This is a genomic window from Corticicoccus populi, assembly GCF_042686195.1.
GTDB classification, from domain to species: domain Bacteria; phylum Bacillota; class Bacilli; order Staphylococcales; family Salinicoccaceae; genus Corticicoccus; species Corticicoccus populi.
The window spans coordinates 1,050,325-1,076,667 of the sequence record NZ_JBHUOQ010000001.1; the positions used below are offsets into that span (position 1 = coordinate 1,050,325).

Consider the following 26,343-nt stretch of genomic DNA (forward strand, 5'->3'; position numbering starts at 1 on the left):
TTAGAAACCGATAATCAAAAATAAAATGCTTAACCCTGAACTGACAATTAAAGATTCTTTGACACTTTTTTTAATATTGTATCTTTCTTTATTCAGCACAATCATCAAACCGTAAAATACCGTATTGATAAAGAAACAGACTAAAAATAAACTGATAAACAAAAATAAAAACATCAATCCATCAGACACTTGTCCATCCTCCTCTTCTCAACAGCTGTTTCATCCATCCTACAAATCATCAGCCTCTTAATATGATATAAACCAGATAGACGATATATATTAAAATAAGAAATGTACCTTCTACTCTTCCAAGTTTGTAACCCGTTCTTGACAGAATATACACAATCACACTAATGACGATTAATATTACTGCATCAATCATCAATGACGGTACTACAAGTAAAGGCATAATGACAGCCGACAAACCTGTCACAAAGAAGATATTAAAAATATTTGAACCAATCAAATTACCGACCGCCATTGATGCCTGGCCTTTTCTTGCCGCAGCAACAGAAGTCACGAGTTCCGGCAGTGAAGTACCTATCGCAACAATAGTCAGTCCGACTAATGCCTGGCTCATACCGAGCGCAATCGCAATCTCTGTGGCACTGTTCACAACCAGGTCCCCGCCGAAAATAATTGCGGCAAGCCCGAGGATTAAAATAACAATCAACTGCCACCACGGCTTATCATTTTCAATATCCGCTGCAGCTGCCTCTTTGTCCATCGTTGCCCCTCTGGAACGCAGTGCTTTCATAAAAACATATATTAAGAATACCGCAAAGAATAACAGTATCACCACACCGTCCGCCCTGCCGACAATGTGATCTCCGTATGTCCAGAATCCACCTGCAAGAATAAACAGCAGCACAGCTGTAAAAATCGAAATGACAACGTCCTTATTTACAGTATCACGGTCCATAATAATCGGTGATACCAGTACTGTCACACCAAGAAGCAGTGTAATATTTACAATGTTACTGCCGACAATGTTACCTACTACAAGGTCACCATTTCCATCAAGCGCCGCGATAATACTGACTACCGCTTCCGGCGCACTGGTACCAAATGCCACAATGGTCAGGCCTACAATCAATGGTGATACATGGAGCTTTCTCGCAATTGTAGATGCACTGTCTACAAAGTAATCCGCTCCTTTAATTAATAATATAAATCCGACAATAAGCCACACATAAACCAATCTATCATCCTTCCGTACTAACTTCTGTTATAGACTCCCTCCCATTATAATATAATTTAAACTTTTTATCCCTTTATAAAGAAAATCCTGTTTCAAAAATTTGAAACAGAATTTTCCCATATTCAGCCCGCGAGACTCATTTTTGGTCCAAACGGCTCATAGTGGATATTTGATTCTTCAAAACCGGAGTCTTTTAAAATATTAATCATGGCATCCATAAAGTGCATCGATCCGCAGATATATACTTCCCGGTCCAGATAATCTTTAAAATCATCATGGACTAAAAATCCATCCGGATGTGTTAATTTCACATGCACGTCCATATTATTTTTCAATGCTTCCATTTCTTCTTTAAACGGCTGGTGGCTTTCATCCAGTGCACTGTACAACAGTGCAGCATCCACATTGTTTACTGCAGCTTCTTCAGCCATCGCCATAATCGGTGTTGCGCCGACACCGCCTGCAACAAATAATATTTTCTCATGTCCCTGATCCACAGTGAAGTCACCGGCAGGTGCACTGATTTGAATTGTATCCATCTCACCGACTTCATCATGCATATAGTTTGAAACAACACCGCGGGTATCCCCCGCCCCTTCACGTTTCACCGCAAACTGAAGTCCGTTTGAAGTATCTGCTGAACAAATTGAATAATGCCGGAGTGCTTCATTCGGATAATGTTCAGGTTTTACTTTAACGGTAATGTACTGCCCCGCCCGGTAATCAAGCGGCAGATTTTTATTTTCAACTGTAAATCTGACTATGTCATCTGACAACTGTTCTTTTTTTGTCACTTTAAATTCCTGGAAACCTTCCCATGCACTCTCTTCATACATGTCTTCTTCGACATCGATAAACACACTTGCAAGCTCACCATAATATTCTTCCCATGCGTCCATAATTTCAGGTGTTGCCGCTTCTCCAAGCACCTCTTTAATCGCAATCAGCAGGTTCTCACCCACAATTGGATAATGTTCAGGTTTCACATTCAATGCACGGTGTTTATGACCGATACCGATTACTGCCGGTGTCAATACCTCCAGATGATCAATGTGTTCTGCTGCCTTAAGAACGGTATTCGCGAGTGCTTTCGGCTGATTACCCACTTTCTGATTGGTCTGATTAAACATATTCAACAGTTCCGGGTGCGCTTTGAACATATTTTGATAGAAATAAGTCGTAATCGTTTCACCGTGTTCTTTTAATACCGGAACGGTCTGTTTAATAATTTCCTTTTTGTTTTTATTCATAATATAACCCCTCTCATTAAATATGCATTTAATATACATCTTTAATTTTATACATATTCCTTGTTCATATCAATGCTTATGTTTATTTTTTCACAAAATATTCACTAATCAGTTCCCAAGTATTTCAATGCATTGTATAATGAAGAGAAGGAGTTGAATTTGATGAAACTCACTCAATATACTGATTACTCACTGCGTGTACTGATGTACCTCGGCTCTAAGCCGGATGAGAAAGTTCAAATTGATGAAATTGCCGGCTTTTATAATATTTCTAAAAATCATCTGATGAAAGTCGTGAACCATCTCGCTAATCTTGAATACATAAAGACGACACGTGGTCGCGGCGGCGGGATTATGCTAAACTATAAACCATATGAATTAAAACTCGGCGATATTGTGAGAAAAACAGAAGATAATTTCCATATGGCTGAATGTTTCAGAGAAGATAACGAATGTGCACTCACAAATGTCTGCGGCCTTACCCCCGTTCTCGGCCGTGCATTAAACGCTTATTTAAGTACACTGGACGAATATACTTTGGAAGACATCATACCGAAAGCTTTACTGAGGTGATAATAATGGATACAAATACATTAATTAAAATCATGGCAGGATTGATGCCGTTTGCACCTGTCACAACCGATATTATTGAACTTGACTTAACGTCAAGTCCTGCTGAGGAAGAAACAGCAGAAGACACATCTACTGAAGGACCGACCATGGAAGACGCGATTGCGGCACATAACTCAAACGTCCCGGCTATTGAGGGGGTTGACGGTATTAACGTTCAGGTCGGAGATACGTTTGATCCCCTTGCAGGGGTTTACGCCATAGACAGTCAGGACGGGAATATTACAGATCGTATTGAAGTGACGAATGACAATGTAAACACTTCGTCCGCCGGAAGCTACAATGTAACCTACCGTGTAGAAAATACCAGAAACGGATTTTACGAATATACCCGTCCGGTTACTGTGAGCGATGCACCGAGTGACCCGATCCCGGCAATCCCGTCTTCAGGCAGTGCTGAGTCAAGCGGCTCATCCGACTCAAACGAATCTGCGACGAGCAGTGACGGTGAAACCAGTGCAACTGTTCTCTTTCGCGGACTTGATGATACAACAATTGCCGTCGGCAGTGACTTCGATCCAAGAGAAGGTGTCACTGTGCTCGACACAGACGGCACTAACATCTCAAACGAATTATACATTTCCGGTGAGGTGGACACCTCCACCCCGGGCGAATACACGATTGCCTATGCCGTCTTTGATTTGTTTGATGACCCGCACGCAGCAGCGAGAACCATTACCGTTGAATAATATCAGCTCACAGCATATAGTGCTGTGAGTTTTTTTATTTATGAATAAAGTAAATCCTGCCCGTACAGCATTTATGTAATGTGGCGCACCAGAGAGGTTTAAAATACTTTCGTCAATCATTGTATTTAGAAGTAATTTATATTTATGAATGACGAATCACCTAAAATATTTCTATACATAACACTTAACCCATATCTCCAATCCATAAAAAAGACCGGATCTCTTAACGTTCACCGGCAATACGTTTTGTTTTTTAAAAGATGTCCATATAAATCACAGCCTTCTCTTTACAGACTTTCAGGATTTTCTTTGCTGCTTCCGCAAATCATGTTCTGTTTTGTCGTATTTTACGCTTTCTTTTTCACAACAGAGTGCCAGTAATGAAATGCGTTGATATATTCCCGGAAATCTTCGGGATGATGCCTCAAACATGTTTCGAGACGAATATATAATGCAATTAAAATTTGTTCAAATAATTCCTGTTCTTCTGCCTGACCGATACGAAGCAGCTGGAAACCTTCAAGTACCGTCTCTTTCGTTAAGTCTTCAGGTGACGAACAAAACGCATAAATTAAATCATATACAGGATCACCAATGACAGGTGTCGGGTCGATAACACCATGAAGTATCCCTTCACTGAATATAAAATTATGCATACCGCAGTCTCCGTGGAGTAAATACCGTGACCCTTTAAAAGTACTGTGCACTGAAAGATTTGCAATAAACGCATGCACTTCATCTTCCAGATGACTGCCGATAATCGGACAGGCATACGCCACTTCCTTCGTTTGGAAATCCTGCCATGAATCGGACGGTTTATCCACCCACCCCCATCCGTTGCCTTTCGCCGGCTGGTAATGATTAATCAGCTGCTTCACGAGGATTTGAAGTACTTCTTTTTTTCCGCCTCTATATTCTGCTTCACCTTCAATAAATGCATAAACGATATATTGATATAATGCATCCGTATATAAAAGTTCCGGCACCATATGGATATCTTCATAATAATGCAGGAAATCCACCTCGCTCCGTATCACTGCTTCGGTGTTTCCTTTGACGACATACTTCCTGCCGGCCAACTCTAAAAGATACACATCACTCACCGTACCTCCCTTTAACGAACGATACGAGATTCCCCGTCCGTAATGACCGCATCCCGGATCAATTCAGAAATAACCGTTTCAATATTCATCACTTCACCTCTTACAATATCGGAATTATTCACTCCGGAATTCAGTTGTTTTAGTAATTATCCTTACTCCATGTTTAATTCATTATACAATAAGCTGTACCGCACGTAATATCCGTATATGAACGAGGCATTGAGTACATTTAAATATTCTTGAACCACATTCTTTTTAAAAGCAGATGAGTAACTGTTGTTTGTTAATTTTGGTGAAGTCCATCTAAACTTGGTGAATAGATAATCGTTGATTTCACTAAAATACTCCCCCTTAAGTGTCTACTTAAGGGGGAGCTCCGGTCCATCTAAAAATTATTTCAATTGATCTTTAATTGCATTGTTGAAATCTTCAAGGTCATCCGGTGTACGGCTTGTCACAAGATTGTGGCAGACAACTACTGATTTATCATGGAAAGTCGCACCCGCATTCTCAAGGTCTTTTTTAACATTGCCGACACTTGTCACGTTACGTCCTTTGAGTAAATCTGTATCAACAAGGAATTGAGGTCCGTGGCATATTGCGAATGTCGGTTTATCATTCTCTAAGAAATGTTTCGCGAACTCAGCATTTTTAGCATCACCGCGAAGGACATCCGGAGCAAACCCGCCGGGTACAAGTAAACCTGCATAATCTTCAGGATTTGCATCATCTGTCGATTTATCAGCTGCAAATTTACCGCCTTTTTTACCCTCTGCAGCTGAACCGTCCGGAGTAATGACTTCTACTGTATATCCGGCAGATTCAATCGCTTCTTTCGGACTTGTATATTCAATATCTTCTACATGATCTGTCATTAATACTGCAACTTTTTTACTCATTACTATATCTCTCCTTATATCGATTATGTTTAGTATATTGCCAAGTTGCCTGATTTTTAAACATAAAAAATAAAATGATGCGATGCACCATTTTATTCGTCAGTATTATTTTCTGCGAGACTCGAAATATGAGCTGCCGCATTTTCTAAATATTCATTGCTGTTTTCAACATGAATTTCCAACAATTCATCGTGAAGCTCACGGTCCCCTTCACCATACATCGCCTTCAATTCGATTAAAGCAAGTGTCCGGTTTTCAATAGACAACTGAAGTTCCTGTAATACATCATTCATATGGTTCTTTGTTTCTGAAGATAAATGAACCGGGACTTCCATATCACTGACTACTGACTCGAAAGTATTATATTCGAGATGTAGTCCTTCAATTCTTTCCGCCACATCTTTTAATACTGCTTCATCTATATTTTTTTCAGGATAATATATCAAATTTTCATGCATGACTTCAAATTGATTTATCCAGGCAGCAGACATTTCTCCCTGCAGCTGATCAATATCACGAATGAACTGTTCAATTAACTGAATATCTTCCTGATTGTATATCCCGGATGTATATAAATTATTGATGGTGATTTCCGATACATTATCGTTAAGCACAGTATTTCTTGAATCGACATTTATTTCAGAATATGACTCAGATGCCGACTCCGGCAAAACAAGTGTATCGATTCCACTAATTCTTTTTTCATTCACTTCAAAATTACTCTCTGATTTCATATTGATATCCCCGCCGTCCGCCTGTGTGCAGCCGGCAAGTGCAGTCGTCACTATCACAGCACATATCCAATTATTTTTCACTGAGAAGCACTCCTATACCAATTGGTTTTACAAATATGACGACATTGTAACATATTTGTAATAATCCTGAAAAGTGTTTATCATAAAAAAAGTGGAAATGCCTCATTTGATAATGAGACATATCCACTGATTTAATAACTATTATTTAGTTACATCATCTGATTTTTTATTTAAAATCATATAGTCGAGCTCTTCTTTCGACATACTGTTCAACTTTTTATACTGTGTTGCAAAGAATACTACACCCAGTACCACCCATACGAGAAGTGCAATATATGATGGTGTTGACAGTGATGCTGGTGATCCCGGCACCAAAAGGAGTCCCAGAAATACTAATGAAATAATTACACCTAAAGCTCCAAAGAAAACAAAACCATTGTTTTTATTTTCTTTCTGGCTGAACAATTTCACTGTAACTAAACTTGTTGAGAAAAATGCAACCGAAACACCGACAGAAGACATGTCGACAATCCATGATAATGCCGTACGGCCGAGCCACGGTGCTGCAAGACATACAATCATAACAAATAACACTGCAATATACGGTGTTTTATTCTGTGTATGGATTCTTGCGAATGCCTGGGGCACAAAATTGGCACGTCCCAGTGCAAATAAAAGTCTTGATGAAGACATATAAAATCCATTCAAACCTGTAAACACACCAAATGAAATGGCAAGGGACAGAATCGTCATACCTATGATTCCCATAGATGACTGAACAACAGATCCTGTTACCCACTCAGCACCGCCGATAGAATGCGGATTCGGATAAATCCATGCTGTCACTAAAATCATCGCAACATATGTCAATATCGATGCAACAATACCAAATACAATCAAGCGGAATGTTTTACTGGCGTCAAAGTTAAATTCTTCAGCCGCCTGTGGAATATTATCAAAACCGACATACATCCACGGTGCAATTGCAACAATTAAAATAATTGAAGTCCATACACCATTTTCACCATTGAATAAAGGTCTTGTATTTTCAAATGAAAAATCTCCTGCAAAAAATGATGAAATCAATAAAATTGTAACTGTTACTGCCATAAAAGCACAGAAGATAAACTGAATATTTCCTGATAATCCTGATCCTTTAATACTGATGAAAGCAAATACAATCAATACAAGTGAGGATAACAGAACTTCCATAATATAAACATCCCAGCCGGCAATTGTATATAAATAACCGATTTCCAAAAAGTCCGGGAGTATAAATTTAAATAATAAACTAAATGCACTGGCGTTCAGTGCAACCACACATATGTAGCCGAGTACTAAAAACCATGAAGCGACAAAGCTGAAATATTTCCCAAAACCGACGTAACTGAACGCAAATTCTCCGCCGGACACCGGAAACTTCGCAGTGAGCGCACCGTAGCCTACCGCAATAATCAGCATCAGCAGTCCCCCGATTGTAATTCCAAGAGACGCGCCAAGTGTTCCGGACGATGTCAGCCAATCCCCGGGCAGTATAAAGGCTCCCCAACCGATAGACGACCCGTACGCAACCGCCCATATAAATCGTTTCGACATCGTTGAATCAAGCTCAGTACGCGCGGGTGTCCCCCCTTGCGATTGAGGCTTTGATGATTCAGACATGTTATTTCCTCCTAAAAATTAAAATTATTCTTATCATTATATCCTAATCTCATCATATTTAAACAGTTAATTTGATATTAACTTAAATCTTTTACCATACATGTTAATTAATATTTAAAAACAGCCGCAGGCTTCTTTTCAGAACCTGCGGCTGTTTTAAGGAAATCTTATCATTAGAATGGATATACCAGTAAATCAACACCGTATACAATAGGAACCAGTAAGTATACAAGTCCTACGATAATAATCAGTGCAATAATATTTAAACCAAAACCTGCTTTCATCATTTCCTGTATGGATACTTTACCTGTACCGAAGACAATTGCATTCGGTGGTGTACCCACAGGGAGCATAAATGCACAGTTTGCTGCCATCGCTGCAGGAATCATTAATGCGAACGGATGGACATCAAGCGCAATTGCAAGACCAGCAAGTACCGGCAGAATCATTGTCGCCGTTGCAGTATTGGAAGTAAACTCTGTCAGGAATAATATTAACAAAGCAACCAGTGTCACCATAAGCAGCAGCGGCATACCGCCGATACCGGATAACATCTCGCCAATCCACTGGTCCACTCCTGTTGCAACAATCGCACCCGCAAGTGCAAGACCGCCGCCGAATAAGAGCAGGACACCCCAAGGCAGATCTTTTGATACAGACCAGTCGAGTACACGTTTGGATTTTCTTTTAGAAGGAATTAAGAACAGTAGAACTGCTGCAATCATAGCAATTGAACCGTCACCAAGTCCTGAAAGGAATGGTACATATTCAAAGAAAAATCCTCTTGTAATCCACATTGTCGCTGCAAGGATAAATACTGCCAGTACCCATTTTTCTTCTATGCTGACTTTTCCAAGTTTATCAAGTTCATTAGTAATAATTTTACGGCCGCCGGGTAGTTCTTTCATTCCATGTTTAAATTGGAAGAAATTCATATACACCCATGCAATAGAGAGCATTAAAACAACAGAAGGCACACCGATTAACATCCACTGGCCGAAGTTCATTTCAACATCAAATATCTCTCTCATCTGACCCGCTAAAATAATCAAAGGCGGTGTTCCGATTAATGTACCGAGACCACCAATGGTACCTGCATATCCGATACCAAGCACTAGTGACTTCTCAAACACTTTTACATCTCTTTCAAGTTCATTGCCGGCAATGGTATTTGCCTCTTTAATAATTGCCATACCGATTGGAATCATAATCATTACCGCTGCCGTATTGGAAACGAACATAGATAATAATGCTGTAGCAATCATGAAACCGAGTAATATTGTTGCTGTTGTAGTACCGATTGCTTTAATGATGGACAGTGCGATTCTCGTATGTAAGTTCCATCTTTCCATCGCAACAGCAAGTAAAAAACCACCGAGGAATAAAAAGACAATATCGTCACCGTAAAAACTTGCCGTATCCTGATTGGACAGTACCCCGCCCATAGGGAACAAAATTAACGGAAGCAGTGATGTTGCCGGAATTGGAATGGCTTCAGTAATCCACCATGTCGCAATCCATAATGCTGCTGCGACAACGAAAACGCCCGATGAATCCAGCCCCTCTGTTTCTAAAAACAATAATGCTAAAGCAAACAATAACGGTCCTAAAATCAACCCCACCAGCTGCATTCTTGCATAAGGCTTCTTATCATCATTATTGTCTTCCGGCTTCACGCCATTTTTTAATTCTTTTGCGCTGAAAAATTTCAACAGTGATTTTGTTCTTCGTGATTCCCGCCAGAGATTATCGTAGCTCTCACGAATGACACTTTTATTTTTGTAACCGCTCACAAAAATCTACCTCCTTTTACGTTTCTTTTTTAAAATTAGCACATATTCGCCGGATAATCTATAAATATTTTAATAATTTCCGATAATTTCGAAAATACGTCTTAACAATTGTAATTTATACTTTTTAAACATAAAAAACAGAGCACTGAAAAGTGCCCCGTATTAATACCATACATTGTAAATGATAGTTACCGCAATACACAGTGTCATAATAGACAGCGGCAGGCCGACTTTAATGTAATCTGTAAATTTATATCCCCCGGGTCCATACACAATTAAGTTGGTCTGATAACCAATTGGTGTGATAAAACTGGAAGATGCCGCAATAGCAATTGTCACAATCAGCCCCATGTATGTAATGTCCATCTGTGTTGCGATTTCATAGGCAATCGGGAACATCAATACTGCTGCCGCACTGTTTGTGATTAATTCGGTGAATATGTTAGTCACTAAATAGATAATAAAAATAACACCTATAACACCAAATGGCTGTGCCAATGTCATTAGATTTTCAGCAACAAATGTTGCAAGACCCGATGAGGTCATCGCTGCACCGACACCAAAGGCACTGGCAATAAGTAATATCACATCAAACTGGATGTAATCAACGATTTCATCCCCCCTGACAAAACGGCAAACTACAAGAAAGATGACTGCTATCAGCATTGCCTGGAACATTGAGATTAAACCCAGTGTGACAGATAAAATCATAATGAGCAGCAGTGACAGTGCAATCCATCCTTTTACATTATTCTGTTCCAGCTTCTCAGGCGGTCTCAAAGATGACACCACATAAAAATCATACGAATGCTGATTATTCTTTAAAAAATGATCATCTGCAAGGAGAAGCAGTGTATCTCCCGCCCTCAGTATAATTTCACCAACCCGGCTCTTAATCCTTTCGTTGTTTCGGTGCACCGCAATAACACCCGCATTATACTGCGTACGAAATGCAGCAGATTTTATTGTACGGCCGACTAGACCTGAATTGTGTGATATAACCGCTTCAACCAAATGGTTATTATCAGAATTAATGGATTCCAGGCTGACATCCGTTCCTGTTTTTAAAGAAATACCTTTCAACTTTTCAATTTCAGCAATTGTATTTAAAGTCCCTGAAAACACAATGTGGTCACCTTCTTTCACCACAGTCGTTGCTTCAACTGGAAAAATATGTTCTTTCCCTCTAATAATTTCAATAATATAAATGCCTTTTAGAACATTCGAAGCAGCATCAATAATTTTTCTATCTACAAAAGCAAAATTGTTTCCCACTGTTGCTTCTGCGAGAAATTCTTTTGCCTCATCACGAATCACTTCTTCTGCTCCTAAAGTAGACGGCAAAAGTTTATAACCGATTGTAACCAAATAAATGAAACCGGCAATCGCAATCGGCACACCTACAACTGACAGTGTAAAAAATGAAAAACCTTCAAGTCCCTGACCGATTAACAAACCGTGTACAATTAAATTAGTTGAAGTTCCTACAAGTGTCATCGTTCCGCCTAGAATAGTTATGTACGACAGAGGGATTAAAAATTTTGATGGTGCAAAGTTATTTCTTTTCGCCCAATTTTTGACGATTGGTGTGAGTGTCACTACAATCGGTGTATTATTAAAGAAGCCGGATGCGATTCCGACCGGTGCCAAAAGCTTGGCCATTGCATTTCTAGGAGACTTACTCTTCCCGAGTACTCTGTAAATAAAATTCTCAATAATTCCATGTTTCTGTATCGCCCCGCCGACGATAAACAAAAGCAGCACCGTGAGCATCCCTTCATTTGAAAAGCCGGCGAGTGCCTGATCGGCCGTAATGACACCGGACAACAGAAATACTGCCAAAAATGCAAAAACGACAAAATCAGCACGTGCGACTTCAAATAACAGCAACAGCAGCATGACAATAATCATCACTGCCACAAATATCATTTCGAATGTCATTATGCCACCCCTTCCGAAACCTTATTAAATGATTTACAATCCATACCCATTTCCATAAATATATATACATATATTATAATATTTTTTTAAGAATTTTCAGTATTTTAAAGCCAAATAATTATAGTAAACGTTTACAATTCCCTTCAAAAAAAGCACGGTCAACACTGCCCGCGCTTTCATTATTTCATTCTACTCAAATACTTTATCGTTCACTACAGCTTCTGCATTCTGTACAAGTCTGTCTCTCACTTCGCTGCCGAGGCGCGTTTCAATAATATCCAGTGCGTCTTTCAAAAGAAAAGGTCTGTAGGATGCATGGTGGGCATCACTTGCCACAATATGAATCAATCCTTTTTCAATCCACTCCAGTGACATTTCCTGAATTCCCGTCCCGAGTTCTCCTGTGACTGAACCGGCAGTCACCTGCGCTTTCGCACCGTCACTGACAATTTTCTGCAGGTGATCCGCTTCCCGTGCGATAGGTCTGCATCTTTCAGGATGTGCAATAATAGGAATATAACCAAGTGATCTTAACTCGGCAAGAATTTCGTGCACGTCACTTCTCAGCTCTGTAAATGAAAATTCCACCAATACATACCGCGTATCATTCAGCGGGATACTTTCACCTGACTTTAATTCATTAATGATCTGATCATTAATACGTATTTCCTGCCCCGGATGAAGTTCAATATTAAGACCATTCTTTTGAGCAATTTTTCGTACTTCCACTATCTTTTTATCTACCACGCCGGCAGGCGTTTTATAACTGCCCGAGTGATGATGCGGTGTACAGATAACATGGGTAATTCCCTGCTTTACCGCCTGATTTAATAAATTGAGCACTTCTTTTTTTGAAGACGGCCCATCGTCCACATTGATAAATAGATGATTATGAATATCAATCATTCAACATTTCAACTCCAAATTATGATTAATACTCTTTATTATATCCCTTTTCACTGTTACAGACAAAAAATCTCTTCCATTTTATTATTTAGAAACCGCTTCAACCCTTCCATCACGGTATGCAGGAAAGAAATGGCTGTTCGGATTGGCACCGGCTTTTCGAATCAATTTTTTATACACTGAATGATTCCATATCTTTTTCCCTATGCAGTATTTAAACGACGTCTCACCACTGAAACGCTTCTTAAACTTCAGTACCGGATCATCAGAACTATTGGATACCCCGCCGCCGTAATGAATCAGACGGTATCCATTCTCCTCCCCCCAGTTTAGAGCCGTATACTTAAGAAGATACGCCGGTGAATATTTTAAATACTCACGTCTGGTACCGTTTAAGTGATCATGGATAATATCACCCGACAATAAATATAACCCCATCGCAATGACTTCATCATCATATTTAATACTCACTGTCATCACATCATCCTTAAATAAATCCCTCATCCTGTAAAAATAATCATCTTTAAAATAATAGAAGTAATCTGCATTATGACGGTTCATCGTACACCTGTATATATCAATGAATGTTTCGATATCCTGAAATCCCCTGTTCACATGGCAGCTGAAATGATTGTCTTTCAATCTTTTTCTGACTTTGTTCCTGGCAGTACTTGAAAATTGAGTTTGGAAAGTATCCCCATACGTGTTCAACACTGTGCCGACAGTATCCCTGATGTATGAAATATCATAGATTTCTTTAAGCGGCTCCTGATTATTAAATACCGGGTGAAAACGTATAAAGCTCGACACAATATGATTCGCCTCACAGTAAGCTTCTGCAAATATCCTGAAATCCTCAATCAATGCTTTTAAATCTGTCGTTTCATGAACAATCGGGCCGCCGTATCCATAGGCTGAAACAGCATCATAATAAGTTCTTCCGTCAATTGTTGTATCGATTTTCCGCTTAATATAACTATCACTGATATGACCGTTTTTTGTTTTTAATTCAAAAAATTCCGCTTCCCCTTCTTCAATCATTTCGTTTAAAGCAGCATATTCTTTAGTAAAGTAAATGTCCTTATTCATCACATGCCCTCCAGGTTCAGTTCATTTTTTATCACTCTGACAATACGGTCCCAAGCACAGCTTCTTTAATGATCAGTGATACCCGGTCAATGTCACCATGTGTCATATGCGTGTCTGACGGCAGGCACAGCCCTTCTTCAAATAAAATTTTCGAACAATCCGGACCATGTTCAAAATAATCGCATCCACTGTATACCGGCTGCATGTGCATCGGTTTCCATACGTGTCTGGCCTCAATATTTTCCGACTGAAGTATATTTATAATTTCCGCCGGCGTTACTTTTACCACACTTGGATCAAGTCTTAGAGTAGTCAGCCACCGGGTATGAAATGTATCTGCCGTCTCAGGCATAAATGATATTCCCGGTATATGCGAAAGGTGACGGATATATCTTTTGAATATATCTCTTTTTTTCTCTATTCTTTCATTAATGATATTCATCTGACCGCACCCGATGCCTGCGCTGATATTACTGAGCCGGTAATTATAACCGATTTCTTTATGCTCGTAATAGCCTGTATCCTCCCTTGCCTGGGTTGCTTTTTTCAGGCCGTGTTCAATGAGTCCAGCATCACTCGATACAATCATTCCCCCGCCCGAAGTTGTGATGATTTTATTACCGTTGAATGAGAAAAATGAAAGTCTCCCGAATGTCCCGCTCATCTTCCCTTTATACACTGCACCGAGTGACTCTGCTGCATCTTCCACAACAGGCACATTATATTTTTCACATATTGGCAGAAGCTTATCCATATCAGCCGACTGTCCGTATAAATTAACAATAACAACGGCTTTTGGAAGTTTTCCGAGACGGTGGTATTCCTTAAATGCCCGCCGGAGTGCAGCTGGTGACATGTTCCATGTCTCCGTGTCGGAATCAATAAATACCGGTTCTGCACCTAAATAAGTGATTGGAAATGCACTCGCTGCAAACGTCAATGATGAACAAAATACTACATCTCCTCTTTTGACACCGAGAAGATCGAGAGACAGATGAAGACCTGCAGTACCGCTTGATACGGCGCATCCCGCAGTAGTATTTACAAAATCGGTCACTTTCTTTTCAAACAGTGTCACATTTTTACCAAGAGGAGCAATCCAATTCGTATCAAATGCTTCATTAACATATGTCAGTTCATCCCCGCCCATATGCGGAGATGAGAGATAAATTTTATCCATCCTTCTCCTCCTGACTGAACGTATTTTTTTCAATTAAAGACATCAGTTCCGGACTCACAAGCGTATAATATCCGCTGCCGACTTTCATCTTCGCCCCTTCAAAAGGTGGATACCAGAACGCTCTTATTTTTCTGTCTATCTCTTCTTTTGATGCATCGGGATCCACAAACTTCATCTCTTCAAAATCAGCTCTCGAAATATATCTGCCGGCAGTAATATCATTAAAGTACGCATTGTCAATAAAGAACTGATACTGACTTGAAAATATTTCTTTAAACAGTAAAAACATATTCTGCATACTTTTCTGCTCCAGAGACAGCGCTGTTTCATTATCATTCATTTTAAACTTTGAAATTTTAATAATATCACCGGCATCAAAGCCTTCAATCATCATATGAGCAGTGACCCCGTACTCTTTTCTACCGTCAAGTATGGCTGCATTGTACCCCCCGAGCCCCTGATAATCAGGTAAAATTGCCGGATGAAAATTAATTGCAGTATCTGCAATTGAAAGAAGCGGCTGCCTGACTCTGTGATAGTACAAATATGAAATCACAATATCGATGTGTTCCCCCTTAAAAGTCTGCGCGTCATAATCAATATAATGATATATTTCATCATCACTGTAGACTGGGATACCGAGTAATCCCGCCTGTTCAACAAGTGGATTTCTTTTTTCACCTGTCAAATCATTCATGCCGGAAACACCGATGACTGTGTATCCGCTGTCCAGTAAATGTTCGAGTGCAGATGCCGCCCATTTTTTTCTCCCCAAAAAAAGTACGTTTTTCATAGAACCACCTAGTTCCCCTTAAAATACGTCATCATACTGCCGTCTTTGGCAGTGATACCGTCATTTTTCATCACTTTATAAACAGTCATATACAAAATTTTCATATCAAGAAGAAATGACTGATTTTCGACGTACCATATATCGAGCTCAAATTTTTCCGGCCAGCTCAAACCATTCCTGCCGTTCACCTGTGCCCAGCCTGTAATTCCAGGTTTCACATGATGCCGCATATTCTGCCGTTCATTATAGAGCGGCAGATATTCCACTAAAAGCGGCCGCGGTCCGACAATGCTCATATCCCCTTTTAATACATTAATGAGCTGAGGCAGTTCATCAACACTCAGCTTCCGGATGATATCACCGGACGGTGTCCGGCGCTTCTCATCATCAAGTAATTTTCCCTCCACGTCCCTTTCATCCGTCATCGTTTTAAATTTATAAATCGTAAACGGTCTCCCCCTGTATCCTGCCCGTGTCTGCCTGAAAACCAGAGGTCTGCCGATTTTTAAAATAATAATGACGGCAGCAGCAAGACTGAGCGGCAGCGTGACAATAATCAGGATTAATGCTGATACAATATCAAACAGACGTTTCATCATCTATCCCCCTGTCAATCGATTGAATACTTCAATCTGTCTATTTACAACATCCGTTTCATCATATTCATTGTGTGCCCGTGTGTACGATGCTTCCTGCATCTCCCGCCTTCTCTCCGGATGTTCGATCAGATATTTCATATAGCCTGCGAGTTCAGTGATACTTTTCGTCTTTGCAAGAAAACCGTTCAAGCCGTGAATGACTTCCTCCCTTGATCCGCGGATATTTGTTGCGATTACTGCATTTTTCATCGCCATTGCTTCAATAATCGACCGCGGCATCCCTTCTCTGTATGACGGCAGAACATAAACTTCAGATAATGCATAATAGTATTCAGGATGCTTCACCTGCCCTGTGAACCTGACAGCAGGGTGCACCTCAAACGCTTTTACCGCATCACGCGTCGTTTGATCCCTGTCGGAAGGTAATGTGTCACCCATGCAGATCAGCAATGTCTCCGGGTACTCATTATGAACAATTGAAAATGCATGAAGCAGTTCTAAAATCCCTTTCTCTTTCACCATTCTGCCGAGAAATGAAAACACCACATCTCCTTCTTTAATCCTGAGCGTATCTTTAAGCGCGTGCAGTTTTTCTTTATCCAGCGTGTCAATATTGAACTTCAGATTAAGATCAATGCCGTTTGAAATATGAAAGGCCTTTTCTTTTTCGATAAATTGATTATCGACAGCAAGCTGGTAATCCTCCCTGCTCTGTGTAAAAAGATAGTCTGTATAATATCTGCAGAAATATTTTTCAATTTGATACACCAACTGATACTTAAAACGGCTCATCCCTTCATGGAAATAAAAACCATGGGCCGTGTAAACGACTTGTCCGGTACCGGCCGCCTTCGCTGCGATTCTCGCCAGTATGGCGGCAACCGGTGTATGCACATGAATAATGTCAGGATTTACTGCTTTAAAAATTTTTATCATTTCAATTACTGACTGCAGGTTACTCTCCGGATGAATCGAGCGGCTGATATTCACTGGATGATACTCAATCTCTTTTCTGATGTCCTTGATATAATCATCAGGTGCACATAAGGCATGCACTTCATAGCCTTCATCAATCAATGAACCATTCAGCTGGTGTAACAATTTAACCTGTGATATGCCGACAGCAGTGACTTCAATTATTTTTGGTTTCATTTAAAGCCTCCAGACGGACTGCTTTTCTGATAAATCCCCCGGTTCAATCAGCCCCTTAATATCACACACAATTCCTTCCTCACTGAGGCACTTTAAATACTTATCTTTATTTTCTTTGTACTCATCATGCGCTACAGCAAGCACTAGAAAATCCGATACCGGCATGTCTGTTGTATCCATCAGTGTAATATCATACAGTTGTTTCGCTTCTTTCCTGTCTGCGAGCGGGTCATGAACATTCACCTTCATACTCAGTGTTTTAAATTCATTGATTAAATCAACCATTTTAGTGTTTCTCAAGTCCGGTGTATTTTCTTTAAACGTCAGTCCGAGAAAATTCAGTGTCTCCCCTCTGACTTTTAACCCTTTTTGAATAATCTCTTTAATATATGTGATTGCGATATACTGGGCCATACCATCATTAATTCTTCTCCCTGTAAGAATCATTTCAGGATGATGCCCGACCTCCTGTGCTTTATATGTTAAATAGTAAGGGTCCACTCCGATACAGTGTCCGCCGACAAGCCCCGGCGAAAACTTTAAAAAATTCCATTTTGTACCCGCTGCCGCAAGGACATCTTTCGTCTCAATCCCCATCTTGTCGAATAAAACCGCAAGCTCATTCATTAATGCCACATTGACATCCCGCTGCGTGTTTTCAATAATTTTCGCCGCTTCTGCAACCCTGATTGTCTCTGCCCTGTATACACCCGGAGTAACTACTGATTCATACACTTCAGCGACGATACTGAGCACCTCACTGTTTTCACCACTAACCACTTTGGTGATTTTCGTAAATGTATGTTCCTTGTCACCCGGATTAATCCGTTCCGGAGAATAACCGATAAAGAAATCTTTTCCCCGCTTAAGTCCTGAATATTCTTCTAAAATGGGTGCACAAATATCTTCAGTCGCCCCTGGATATACTGTAGATTCGTAAACAACAATGGTTCCCGGCACCATCACACTGCCGACTGTCTCACTCGCACGAATCAGCGGTGTCAAATCCGGCTGATTGTGGGAGTTGATAGGGGTCGGCACAGCAATAATGATAAAGTCCGCCTCTTTCAACTCACTTTTATCTGTTGTATAAAAAACATCTGTCACGCCTAAATCAACAGACTCTACTTCATTTGTCCGGTCATACCCCCTCTTCAGTTCCTCTATTCTTTCATCGTTAATATCAAAGGCAATCGTCCGGTTCTTTTTACCGAAGGCAACCGCAACCGGCAGACCGACGTAGCCGAGCCCCACTACCGCAATTGTTCTGTTCATACCGTGCCCCCCGCTTCATTAATGATGAATCTGACTTTTCCGTTTTTCCCCTTCGGAATATCATCCATATATTTAAAAACAAATACTTTATCACCGAAACGCCGTTTAAACCGTTCTCTGATGACCGCTTCATCCACCGAATAATCATAGTTCTTGTCTACTACCATATTGATCAGGAATTCATGATTCGATTTTTGAATCACCTGATATTGAACGACCTTATCCTCATATCCTGCAAGCATCCACGTCACATTTACAGCTGTAACCTTCTGTCCGAACTCACCGGTTAAATAATCCCCGCCTCTGCCGATAATCCGTTCTATCTGAATATCATCACAGTAGGAATTCAAATAATCTTTATCACTTTTTATCTCTACCTGATCCCCGATTCTGTAGCGGACAATCGGTGTGGCGTAATTAATGTAGCTCGTTACCACTATGTCATAAATACTGTCCTGTACTTTGTAAAATTCAAATAATCCGGTTTCAGAACCCACAACATACTTTTTATCCGGTCCAAGATACAAAAACGGCGCCCCTTCACCGCTTGCGTACTGATCAACAACAACGGTATTAAACGCATTTTCAATGTCATCTTTCATATGCGGAAGGACTGCTTCAGCAGTCGGAAAGACTGCTTTAATGTTCCAGTCAATATTGATATTATTCTTTAAGATGTACTGTGCCAGCAAGTGAATCGCTGACGGCAGGCCGTCGAGTGTGACCGGGCGGGTTTCTGCCAGATGACGGTAAATATATTTCACATTCGCGTGGGTCATAAAATAAGATGCATACAACGTCTGGTTCATTGAAATATTACGCCGCCATAATTTATTGTGATGCTTTTCCGACATGATAAAATTTCCTGTAAACGATGCCCGTTTTGAAAACGGCTCAACACCGTGAAGTGATTTAATATAATCAAGATACGCCATACGCCGACCCATATCTTCCTCTGACTGATACACCACGAGATTTTTACCGGTGGTTCCACTGGTACTTCCATACATTATCTTCCCCTCTCTGCATGAATATTTATCTAGGGAATTTCTTAATGTTTCCTTATCTGTTTCATCCAGTGCATAGAATGACTCGAGAACGTTATCCGTGTCGACCCTAATATCCTTGTATGCCTCCACCTTCTCCTGTAAATGGTTCAGTAAATCTGTTAATGCCTGCTTTTCTGAAATTTTGTGATTACGATATAACTCAAAATATCTGTGGTATATTTTTGTATATCTCTCTCTTTTCAACTTATAGCCGTATACACTCGTCGCTACATGCTGCGCAAACACAGGGAGACGATAGTAGAGTTCAATTTTTTCCACATGATCACCTTATTTACCATAATATTTTCTGTACCATTCGATGAATGCACGGATACCGTCTTCAATCTTTGTCTCCGGTTTATACTGAGTGACCTGATATAAATCCGATACATCCGCATGAGTTGAAATCACATCGCCGGGCTGTAAATCCATATAATTTTTCTCACTTTCAAGCCCTAGATTCTTCTCAATTTCGTAAATAAAATCCATTAATGCGACCGGGCGGTTACTGCCGATGTTAAATATCCTGTACGGTGCAAAACTTGTAGAGGGATCCGGACGTTCACTGTTCCATTCACTGCTGCTCTTTGGCGGCAGCTCCACGAGCCTTGAAACAGCTTCAACAATGTCACCTACAAATGTAAAGTCTCTCCGCATTCTGCCGAAGTTATAGACATCCACCGGCTTACGGTCGATCATTCTTTCTGTGAATTTAAACAATGCCATGTCGGGCCTTCCCCACGGGCCGTACACTGTAAAAAATCTTAGTCCTGTGGTCGGAATATGATATAGATGGCTGTATGTATGTGCCATCAACTCATCGGCCTTTTTTGTTGCTGCATATAAACTTAACGGATGGTCGACATTATCTTTAGTGCTGAACACAGGTGTGCCGTTCGCACCATACACTGAACTTGAAGATGCATAGATTAAGTGGGACACTTTATTATGCCTGCAGGCTTCGAGTATGCTTAAAAAACCGTTCACATTACTTTTAATATATTCATGCGGGTGACTCAAACTGTGTCTGACACCTGCCTGTGCGGCCAGATTCACAACGACTTCCGGCGCTTCAATATCAAAGATGTGTCCCACACTGTCTGAATCTGAAATATCCACTTCATAAATTTTTACCTGGTTTGATAAGAGATGAAGAACTCTGTCTCTTTTTAACCTCACATCATAATAATCATTAAAATTATCAATCCCTGCCACTTGATGCCCCGCTTCAACTAAGCGCTTTGTTAAATGTGCGCCGATAAACCCTGCCGCCCCGGTCACTAATATTCTCACCATAACTACACCTACTCATCTTTTTTAGTTAAAAACACACTTAGAAAAACCACTACCATGTAGAAAAATTTAAAGCGGTGCCGAATGGCTGTTCCGGCATTTGAAATACCCAGCCCGAATACAATCCATCCTGCTGCGATTGAAATCATTATTATAAACAGTAAAGGGTGCTTTCGAATCAACGGAAAATGTCTGACGCCAACTGCTAGAACCGACAGATAAAACACACCATCCAGGAAGAAACTTAAAATATCATTTAAATTTCTAAAACTCCACGGCATTGGCGACCCTATGAAATAAATCACCTTAACCGGCGTAAACAAAATCAACTGGAACATATTATTAATATTGATGTTGGTTAAATATGCCGCTTCCCCTCTTGTAGAAGTGAACGCCTCATACAAATTGTCATTCTGATTGAGTGACTGGCTGAATTTATTAAACAGCGGCCAATTTTCGATCACTTCCGGAAAAGTGAGTATATATATGAAGAAACCGGTAAATAATACAAACGGAATCACTGATCTTAACGATACATTGAAGCGGTGGTATGTACGGTCATAGAATATGAATGCATATACATAACCAATCACTGCCCCGATAACCGCCGAATGAAAGAGTGCAGCAACAACTAGAAACAGTACGCTGACTACTGCATGAATCCCCTTTGAACCTTTAAACCACGATATAAAAAAGTAAAGTGACAGTACAACAAACAATGAAATCAGCGACTCTCTCAGCAGAATACTTGAGAAAATAAGTGAGTGTGGAAAAAATGCCATCAATGCAACACATATCATCTGTACTCTTACCGGTATTTCAAGTTTTTTGAAAATCTCAATCATAAGCAGAATTGCTGTCATTGCAAAAATAATATTTAAAAACTGGGCAAATATACGGTCATCTCCGTAAATATTAAATATGACACCTAAAAATTTAGAATAAATTCCACCGTAAACTTCCGACTGAAGCAGATATAAATTTTCACCGATCAGCTGTCCCGTTTTATAAAAATTTTCTGTGTCATCACCGGTATGCGGCAGTGCATATAGATTAAAAACGTCTATAAAAAGAAACAGCAGCCTGACTAAAAAACTGGTAAACAGAATCAGAAAAAAACGGGTATAGTTTTTCATTAATGTGAACATAAAGAATAATGACACTGACATGATAAAGCCGGCTGTGATGTAGAGCGTCGAGTCCATCAAAATATTAAAGATATAACTGATACTTAATATCAAAATTAAAGTCACCCAGATGATGAACATCTCATCCCTCCTCAAACCGTTCTTTATTGTAATAAACGACCGCAATCAATTGAGCCAAAAGGTGCAGAACCTGAGTAATGAGCGCTGCCAGGAGTGCACCGGTAATACCGTACGGTATTACTAAAATGAAGGACAGCACTACAATCAGGACAAAAGTCACACCCTGCATCATCACCTGGATTTTATATTGATTCAAAATACTCATAATCATCTCAAGCACTTTACTGTAAACCTGAAAACAGAGTAACATCCCGAGCAGTATCATTTCAGTATTAAATTCAAGAAAAACGTCACTGTAAATGAATGCAAAAATTTGAGTCCCGTACGTGATTAAAACAAGTTCACCGAGAATGATAAGGACTGTTAAAATCAGGAACAGTTTCACCAGATACACATTAAACTTCCTGTGATTTTCTTTTCTGTAATTTACCAGTTTAGATACCACTGCCTGATTAATTGCGATAATAATATTACTGGTCAGTGTTGCCGCATACATCAACGTGCCGTATATACCGAGTTCCACCATTGAAAAATAATGTTCAATCAGAAACCGCGGTACATTTGTCATAAGCGACGACAGAACTTCAACCAGTGTCAGGCCGATGCCGAGAATAAAAATATTCTTGAACTGTTTTATGCTGATTGAAAATCTATCCTTATGATTCACTGTTGTATAACGGCCGGTATAAAAAAGATACACTAAAAATTGTGAGAAAAATAAGCTCATCACTGCTGCCATCAGAGATTCAAATATGATCACTGCAGCAACAAACATCACCGTTGTGACAATACTTTTATAAATTTTGGATTGTGCCAGAAACTTAATATGCCCAAGCGCAATATTTTCTGTATACACAAATTCTTCTTTTGTTTCGTAATACTTAAAGATGATAAAAATCATTAAACATAACTTTTCATAAACTGTGAGACCAAGCGCCAGTGTTACGATGACCCCCGCACCAATAAAAGCAATATTCATGACATTTCTATAGTAGAAAAATATTTGAAAGCTGTAATTCAGTTTTTCCTGGGTCGGTACCAATATGGATAAAGAAAAACGGGCCAGTAAAACGAGCGGTCCCATTACAGCCAGAAAATAAGTGAATACACCGACTTCGTAAAGCCCCAGAACACGGGTGATCAAAATCACCTGAAGCCACTGACACAGTGCAATCATTAGTGTGCCGACAATATTGAGTACACTATGTCGCATGGTTCTGTCCGATAAATTCAAGCACTTCATGTTTGACTTCTTTATTGTCGGCAGCTAAAAATTCTGTAATTTTCTCTTCGATTTGAGCCAGTGATGATTCTGATACTTTGCCCCGGTAAATTTTATCGAAAACCTGTTCAGGATGAATCTCCGATTCATCAAGCAGTTCTTCATATAATTTTTCACCCGGTCGTAATCCGATGAAATCAATCCCGATTTCATCTTCTGTAAAACCGCTTAACCGGATCATATTTTTAGCGAGATCTACAATTTTTACAGGCTGTCCCATATCAAGGACGAATATTTCTCCTCCCTCACTGAGTGCACCCGACTGAATCACCAGCCTTGAAGCTTCCGGAATCGTCATAAAATACCGGGTCATTCTCGGGTCTGTCACTGTTACAGGTCCGCCTGTTTCAATCTGCTTTCTGAACTTCGGAATCACAGATCCCCTGCTGCCGAGTACATTTCCAAAACGCACGGCAGTCAGTGTTGTCCCTGAGCATTTTCTGTTTAATGCCTGAATAATCATCTCTGCAACACGCTTCGTCCCGCCCATAATATTCGGCGGATTCACTGCCTTGTCTGTTGAAATCATCACAAATTTCTTTGCTTTATAGTGACAGGCCGCTTCAGCGATATTTTTTGTACCGACAATATTATTTTTTACAGCCTCTTTCGGATTATGTTCCATCATCGGCACATGTTTATGGGCTGCTGCGTGATAAATGATATCCGGCCGGTAACGATCAAACACTTCAAACACCCGGGCTCTGTCCTGGACATCCGCTATCACCGGTGTGTATTTGATATTATTTTTTAATACACTGACTTCTTCCAGGATGTTATAAATACTGTTTTCACCGCGACCGAGGAGTATCACCCGTGACGGCTGAAACTTACTGATCTGCCGTACTATTTCGGAACCAATACTGCCGCCCGCCCCGCTTACTAATATCGTTCTGTTCATTACCTGCTCCTCAATCTCATCACAGTCAAGAACAACAGGTTCACGGCCGAGTAAATCTTCGACCTCTACTTTTTTCAGGAGGTTGACTTCAATTCGTCCCGATAATACACCGTTAATACTCGGGAGAATCATCACTTCTACACCTTCATGGATGCACATATCATGTATTTCATTCAATGCTTTTTTATTTAATGAAGGAATTGCGATGACAATTTTTTTAATTCCGTACTTTTTAATCAGGCGCTCTATATCATGTCGGTTGCCTTCTACTTTAATTCTGCCGGTCATCTCAAGACCCATTTTGTGTGGGTCATCATCAACGGCAACTACCGGATTCATACCCATAGAAGGCGCTTCCAAAATTTGATTGACAAGTACTGATCCCGCCTTTCCCATACCGACAATCAATGTTCGTGTCAACGCTCTGTTTTTCTTGCCGTTACCATTCATCTGAAACATGAGGATACGCCATGACAGCCTTGACAGACAGGTTAATATCATATGCATCATCCATGTAATAATCATCAGTCTGAGCAGATTGACATCAAATAAAAACAAAGTCACGATATACGTCAAGAGTACCGATGATGATACTGCCTGAAGGATAGATATAAATTCTCTGATACTCGCATACTGCCATGCACGGTGGTATAAATTAAACACGTATGCAAATAAATGGTGGCTGACCAGTAAAATAATTGACGTAATCATTAAAACTGACAGCGATTGTTCGTAAAAATAGGGCGTTAATATGAAATAACCTACGTAAACAGAGAAGGCGGCGACAAGCGAATCCACACACAGGAATAATAAGTATCTTTCTTTTACGCCCATATCGTTCATCTACTTTCCTTTAAAATAGCGAAGAAAATTCTTTCTGCTTTTTTCATTACTTATCTCTATCCTCGGTGCTTTAATCAGTATCTCTTCATCTTTTAATACTGAAACTGCATTCTTCTGCAGTTCTTGTGCATAATCCATACCCAGTATTTTTTCTATTTCCATATACGCTTCAGCGAGCATAAACGGTCTTGATTCACGATGATGTGCGTCACTGGCGACAAAATGAACCAGATTGTCCTTCATCATTTTAAATACTGCATTTTTCAAATGCTTTCCTTCTTTTCCGCAGACAGTACCTGCTGTAATTTGTATCAGCACCCCTTTTTTCACTAAACGATAAAGCAGTTCTTTCTTCTCAATAAATGAAAGATAGCGTTCAGGATGTGCAATGATTGGAATATAACCTTCCATCTGTAAGTCGAACATGACATTCTCTAAATAGTTGGGAAGATCTGCATTTGATAATTCAATCAATAAATACCTGGATTCATTCAGTGTCAGTATGTGACGCTGTTTCAAATCTTCTATCAGCTCCGGGCTCATCCTCACCTCATGACCGGGATAAATTTTAATGTCCAACTGCTCACGCCTGATGACATCCCTTAGATGACTGATTTTTTCTAGAACCATCTCTGCCGGTGTCATAAATATGTGTTCATCATAATGCGGTGTAATAATTACGTCGGTAATCCCCTGCCCAGCCGCCTGTTTTAATAAATCAACTGCTTCAACTGTACTTCCCGGCCCGTCATCAACATTCACCAATAAATGGTTGTGGATATCAATCATT

Annotated in this window: 24 protein-coding genes; 2 read left to right on the forward strand and 22 right to left on the reverse strand. The window is 40.0% G+C overall.

From position 1 onward, the window contains the following. From ACFSX4_RS05425 to ACFSX4_RS05435, 3 genes are all read right to left on the reverse strand, one after another. Complete coding sequence (locus tag ACFSX4_RS05425; RefSeq protein ID WP_377772329.1) at positions 1–189, reverse strand: hypothetical protein; 189 nt, start codon at positions 187–189, stop codon at positions 1–3. A 49-nt stretch (positions 190–238) separates the two neighbouring features. After that, the gene (locus ACFSX4_RS05430; RefSeq protein ID WP_377773449.1) at positions 239–1,192 is read right to left on the reverse strand and encodes a calcium/sodium antiporter; all 954 of its coding nucleotides are present in this window, start codon (positions 1,190–1,192) and stop codon (positions 239–241) included. Positions 1,193–1,323: 131 nt separating this feature from the next. Next, positions 1,324–2,451 (reverse strand): globin domain-containing protein, encoded by a 1,128-nt coding sequence (locus tag ACFSX4_RS05435; RefSeq protein WP_377772331.1) that lies wholly within the window; start codon positions 2,449–2,451, stop codon positions 1,324–1,326. 162 nt (positions 2,452–2,613) lie between these two features. Between ACFSX4_RS05435 and ACFSX4_RS05440 the strand changes: the two genes are divergently transcribed. Beyond that, positions 2,614–3,024: an RrF2 family transcriptional regulator gene (locus tag ACFSX4_RS05440; protein WP_377772333.1), complete on the forward strand. Its 411-nt coding sequence runs from the start codon at positions 2,614–2,616 to the stop codon at positions 3,022–3,024. Positions 3,025–3,029: 5 nt separating this feature from the next. After that, positions 3,030–3,770, forward strand: a complete 741-nt coding sequence (locus ACFSX4_RS05445; protein ID WP_377772335.1) for an immunoglobulin-like domain-containing protein — start codon at positions 3,030–3,032, stop codon at positions 3,768–3,770. Between the two features lie 347 nt (positions 3,771–4,117). On the opposite strand, the gene ACFSX4_RS05450 is transcribed toward ACFSX4_RS05445, so the two are convergent. The 19 genes from ACFSX4_RS05450 to ACFSX4_RS05540 form a co-directional block, all read right to left on the reverse strand. Then, a complete protein-coding gene (locus tag ACFSX4_RS05450) occupies positions 4,118–4,936 on the reverse strand; it encodes an aminoglycoside phosphotransferase family protein (protein WP_377773451.1) in 819 nt (272 codons plus the stop codon). Positions 4,937–5,265: 329 nt separating this feature from the next. After that, the gene (locus ACFSX4_RS05455) at positions 5,266–5,772 is read right to left on the reverse strand and encodes a type 1 glutamine amidotransferase domain-containing protein (protein ID WP_377772337.1); all 507 of its coding nucleotides are present in this window, start codon (positions 5,770–5,772) and stop codon (positions 5,266–5,268) included. A gap of 92 nt (positions 5,773–5,864) precedes the next feature. Further along, positions 5,865–6,587, reverse strand: a complete 723-nt coding sequence (locus ACFSX4_RS05460) for a hypothetical protein (RefSeq protein WP_377772339.1) — start codon at positions 6,585–6,587, stop codon at positions 5,865–5,867. A 141-nt stretch (positions 6,588–6,728) separates the two neighbouring features. Then, positions 6,729–8,189 carry an APC family permease gene (locus ACFSX4_RS05465; protein WP_377772341.1) on the reverse strand — a complete coding sequence of 487 codons (1,461 nt, stop codon included), beginning with the start codon at positions 8,187–8,189 and terminating at the stop codon, positions 6,729–6,731. Between the two features lie 173 nt (positions 8,190–8,362). Continuing rightward, positions 8,363–9,982, reverse strand: a complete 1,620-nt coding sequence (locus ACFSX4_RS05470) for an SLC13 family permease (protein WP_377772343.1) — start codon at positions 9,980–9,982, stop codon at positions 8,363–8,365. Positions 9,983–10,144: 162 nt separating this feature from the next. Continuing rightward, positions 10,145–11,923 carry an SLC13 family permease gene (locus ACFSX4_RS05475; RefSeq protein ID WP_377772345.1) on the reverse strand — a complete coding sequence of 593 codons (1,779 nt, stop codon included), beginning with the start codon at positions 11,921–11,923 and terminating at the stop codon, positions 10,145–10,147. 189 nt (positions 11,924–12,112) lie between these two features. Then, a complete protein-coding gene (locus ACFSX4_RS05480) occupies positions 12,113–12,829 on the reverse strand; it encodes a tyrosine-protein phosphatase (protein WP_377772347.1) in 717 nt (238 codons plus the stop codon). Positions 12,830–12,913: 84 nt separating this feature from the next. Further along, positions 12,914–13,918: a GNAT family N-acetyltransferase gene (locus tag ACFSX4_RS05485; protein WP_377772349.1), complete on the reverse strand. Its 1,005-nt coding sequence runs from the start codon at positions 13,916–13,918 to the stop codon at positions 12,914–12,916. A gap of 31 nt (positions 13,919–13,949) precedes the next feature. Further along, positions 13,950–15,098 carry a DegT/DnrJ/EryC1/StrS family aminotransferase gene (locus ACFSX4_RS05490; protein ID WP_377772351.1) on the reverse strand — a complete coding sequence of 383 codons (1,149 nt, stop codon included), beginning with the start codon at positions 15,096–15,098 and terminating at the stop codon, positions 13,950–13,952. Continuing rightward, positions 15,091–15,891 (reverse strand): formyltransferase family protein, encoded by an 801-nt coding sequence (locus tag ACFSX4_RS05495; protein ID WP_377772353.1) that lies wholly within the window; start codon positions 15,889–15,891, stop codon positions 15,091–15,093. Before ACFSX4_RS05495 ends, ACFSX4_RS05490 begins: the two co-directional genes overlap by 8 nt. An 8-nt stretch (positions 15,892–15,899) precedes the next feature. Next, a complete protein-coding gene (locus tag ACFSX4_RS05500) occupies positions 15,900–16,487 on the reverse strand; it encodes a sugar transferase (protein ID WP_377772355.1) in 588 nt (195 codons plus the stop codon). Positions 16,488–16,490: 3 nt separating this feature from the next. Continuing rightward, a complete protein-coding gene (locus ACFSX4_RS05505; RefSeq protein ID WP_377772357.1) occupies positions 16,491–17,642 on the reverse strand; it encodes a glycosyltransferase family 4 protein in 1,152 nt (383 codons plus the stop codon). Next, complete coding sequence (locus ACFSX4_RS05510) at positions 17,643–18,917, reverse strand: nucleotide sugar dehydrogenase (protein WP_377772359.1); 1,275 nt, start codon at positions 18,915–18,917, stop codon at positions 17,643–17,645. After that, positions 18,914–20,245 (reverse strand): hypothetical protein, encoded by a 1,332-nt coding sequence (locus tag ACFSX4_RS05515; RefSeq protein ID WP_377772361.1) that lies wholly within the window; start codon positions 20,243–20,245, stop codon positions 18,914–18,916. The genes ACFSX4_RS05510 and ACFSX4_RS05515 overlap by 4 nt, the downstream gene beginning before the upstream one ends. A gap of 9 nt (positions 20,246–20,254) precedes the next feature. Beyond that, the gene (locus ACFSX4_RS05520; RefSeq protein ID WP_377773453.1) at positions 20,255–21,259 is read right to left on the reverse strand and encodes an NAD-dependent epimerase; all 1,005 of its coding nucleotides are present in this window, start codon (positions 21,257–21,259) and stop codon (positions 20,255–20,257) included. Positions 21,260–21,270: 11 nt separating this feature from the next. Beyond that, on the reverse strand, positions 21,271–22,527 hold the full coding sequence (locus ACFSX4_RS05525) for a hypothetical protein (protein ID WP_377772363.1): 1,257 nt from the start codon (positions 22,525–22,527) through the stop codon (positions 21,271–21,273). 1 nt (position 22,528) lies between these two features. Continuing rightward, the gene (locus ACFSX4_RS05530; RefSeq protein WP_377772365.1) at positions 22,529–23,770 is read right to left on the reverse strand and encodes an oligosaccharide flippase family protein; all 1,242 of its coding nucleotides are present in this window, start codon (positions 23,768–23,770) and stop codon (positions 22,529–22,531) included. Next, complete coding sequence (locus ACFSX4_RS05535; protein WP_377773455.1) at positions 23,730–25,544, reverse strand: polysaccharide biosynthesis protein; 1,815 nt, start codon at positions 25,542–25,544, stop codon at positions 23,730–23,732. The genes ACFSX4_RS05530 and ACFSX4_RS05535 overlap by 41 nt, the downstream gene beginning before the upstream one ends. Before the next feature lie 9 nt (positions 25,545–25,553). Then, a complete protein-coding gene (locus ACFSX4_RS05540; RefSeq protein ID WP_377772367.1) occupies positions 25,554–26,342 on the reverse strand; it encodes a tyrosine-protein phosphatase in 789 nt (262 codons plus the stop codon). Position 26,343: the final 1 nt, after the last annotated feature.

Coding starts and splice junctions, on each gene's coding strand:
- ACFSX4_RS05435 (WP_377772331.1), bottom strand. CDS start 2,451: ATGAATAAAAACAAAAAGGAAATTATTAAACAGACCGTTCCGGTATTA.
- ACFSX4_RS05440 (WP_377772333.1), top strand. CDS start 2,614: ATGAAACTCACTCAATATACTGATTACTCACTGCGTGTACTGATGTAC.
- ACFSX4_RS05445 (WP_377772335.1), top strand. CDS start 3,030: ATGGATACAAATACATTAATTAAAATCATGGCAGGATTGATGCCGTTT.
- ACFSX4_RS05455 (WP_377772337.1), bottom strand. CDS start 5,772: ATGAGTAAAAAAGTTGCAGTATTAATGACAGATCATGTAGAAGATATT.
- ACFSX4_RS05465 (WP_377772341.1), bottom strand. CDS start 8,189: ATGTCTGAATCATCAAAGCCTCAATCGCAAGGGGGGACACCCGCGCGT.
- ACFSX4_RS05475 (WP_377772345.1), bottom strand. CDS start 11,923: ATGACATTCGAAATGATATTTGTGGCAGTGATGATTATTGTCATGCTG.
- ACFSX4_RS05480 (WP_377772347.1), bottom strand. CDS start 12,829: ATGATTGATATTCATAATCATCTATTTATCAATGTGGACGATGGGCCG.
- ACFSX4_RS05485 (WP_377772349.1), bottom strand. CDS start 13,918: ATGAATAAGGACATTTACTTTACTAAAGAATATGCTGCTTTAAACGAA.
- ACFSX4_RS05490 (WP_377772351.1), bottom strand. CDS start 15,098: ATGGATAAAATTTATCTCTCATCTCCGCATATGGGCGGGGATGAACTG.
- ACFSX4_RS05495 (WP_377772353.1), bottom strand. CDS start 15,891: ATGAAAAACGTACTTTTTTTGGGGAGAAAAAAATGGGCGGCATCTGCA.
- ACFSX4_RS05500 (WP_377772355.1), bottom strand. CDS start 16,487: ATGAAACGTCTGTTTGATATTGTATCAGCATTAATCCTGATTATTGTC.
- ACFSX4_RS05505 (WP_377772357.1), bottom strand. CDS start 17,642: ATGAAACCAAAAATAATTGAAGTCACTGCTGTCGGCATATCACAGGTT.
- ACFSX4_RS05510 (WP_377772359.1), bottom strand. CDS start 18,917: ATGAACAGAACAATTGCGGTAGTGGGGCTCGGCTACGTCGGTCTGCCG.
- ACFSX4_RS05525 (WP_377772363.1), bottom strand. CDS start 22,527: ATGTTCATCATCTGGGTGACTTTAATTTTGATATTAAGTATCAGTTAT.
- ACFSX4_RS05530 (WP_377772365.1), bottom strand. CDS start 23,770: ATGAAGTGCTTGAATTTATCGGACAGAACCATGCGACATAGTGTACTC.
- ACFSX4_RS05535 (WP_377773455.1), bottom strand. CDS start 25,544: ATGGGCGTAAAAGAAAGATACTTATTATTCCTGTGTGTGGATTCGCTT.
- ACFSX4_RS05540 (WP_377772367.1), bottom strand. CDS start 26,342: ATGATTGATATCCACAACCATTTATTGGTGAATGTTGATGACGGGCCG.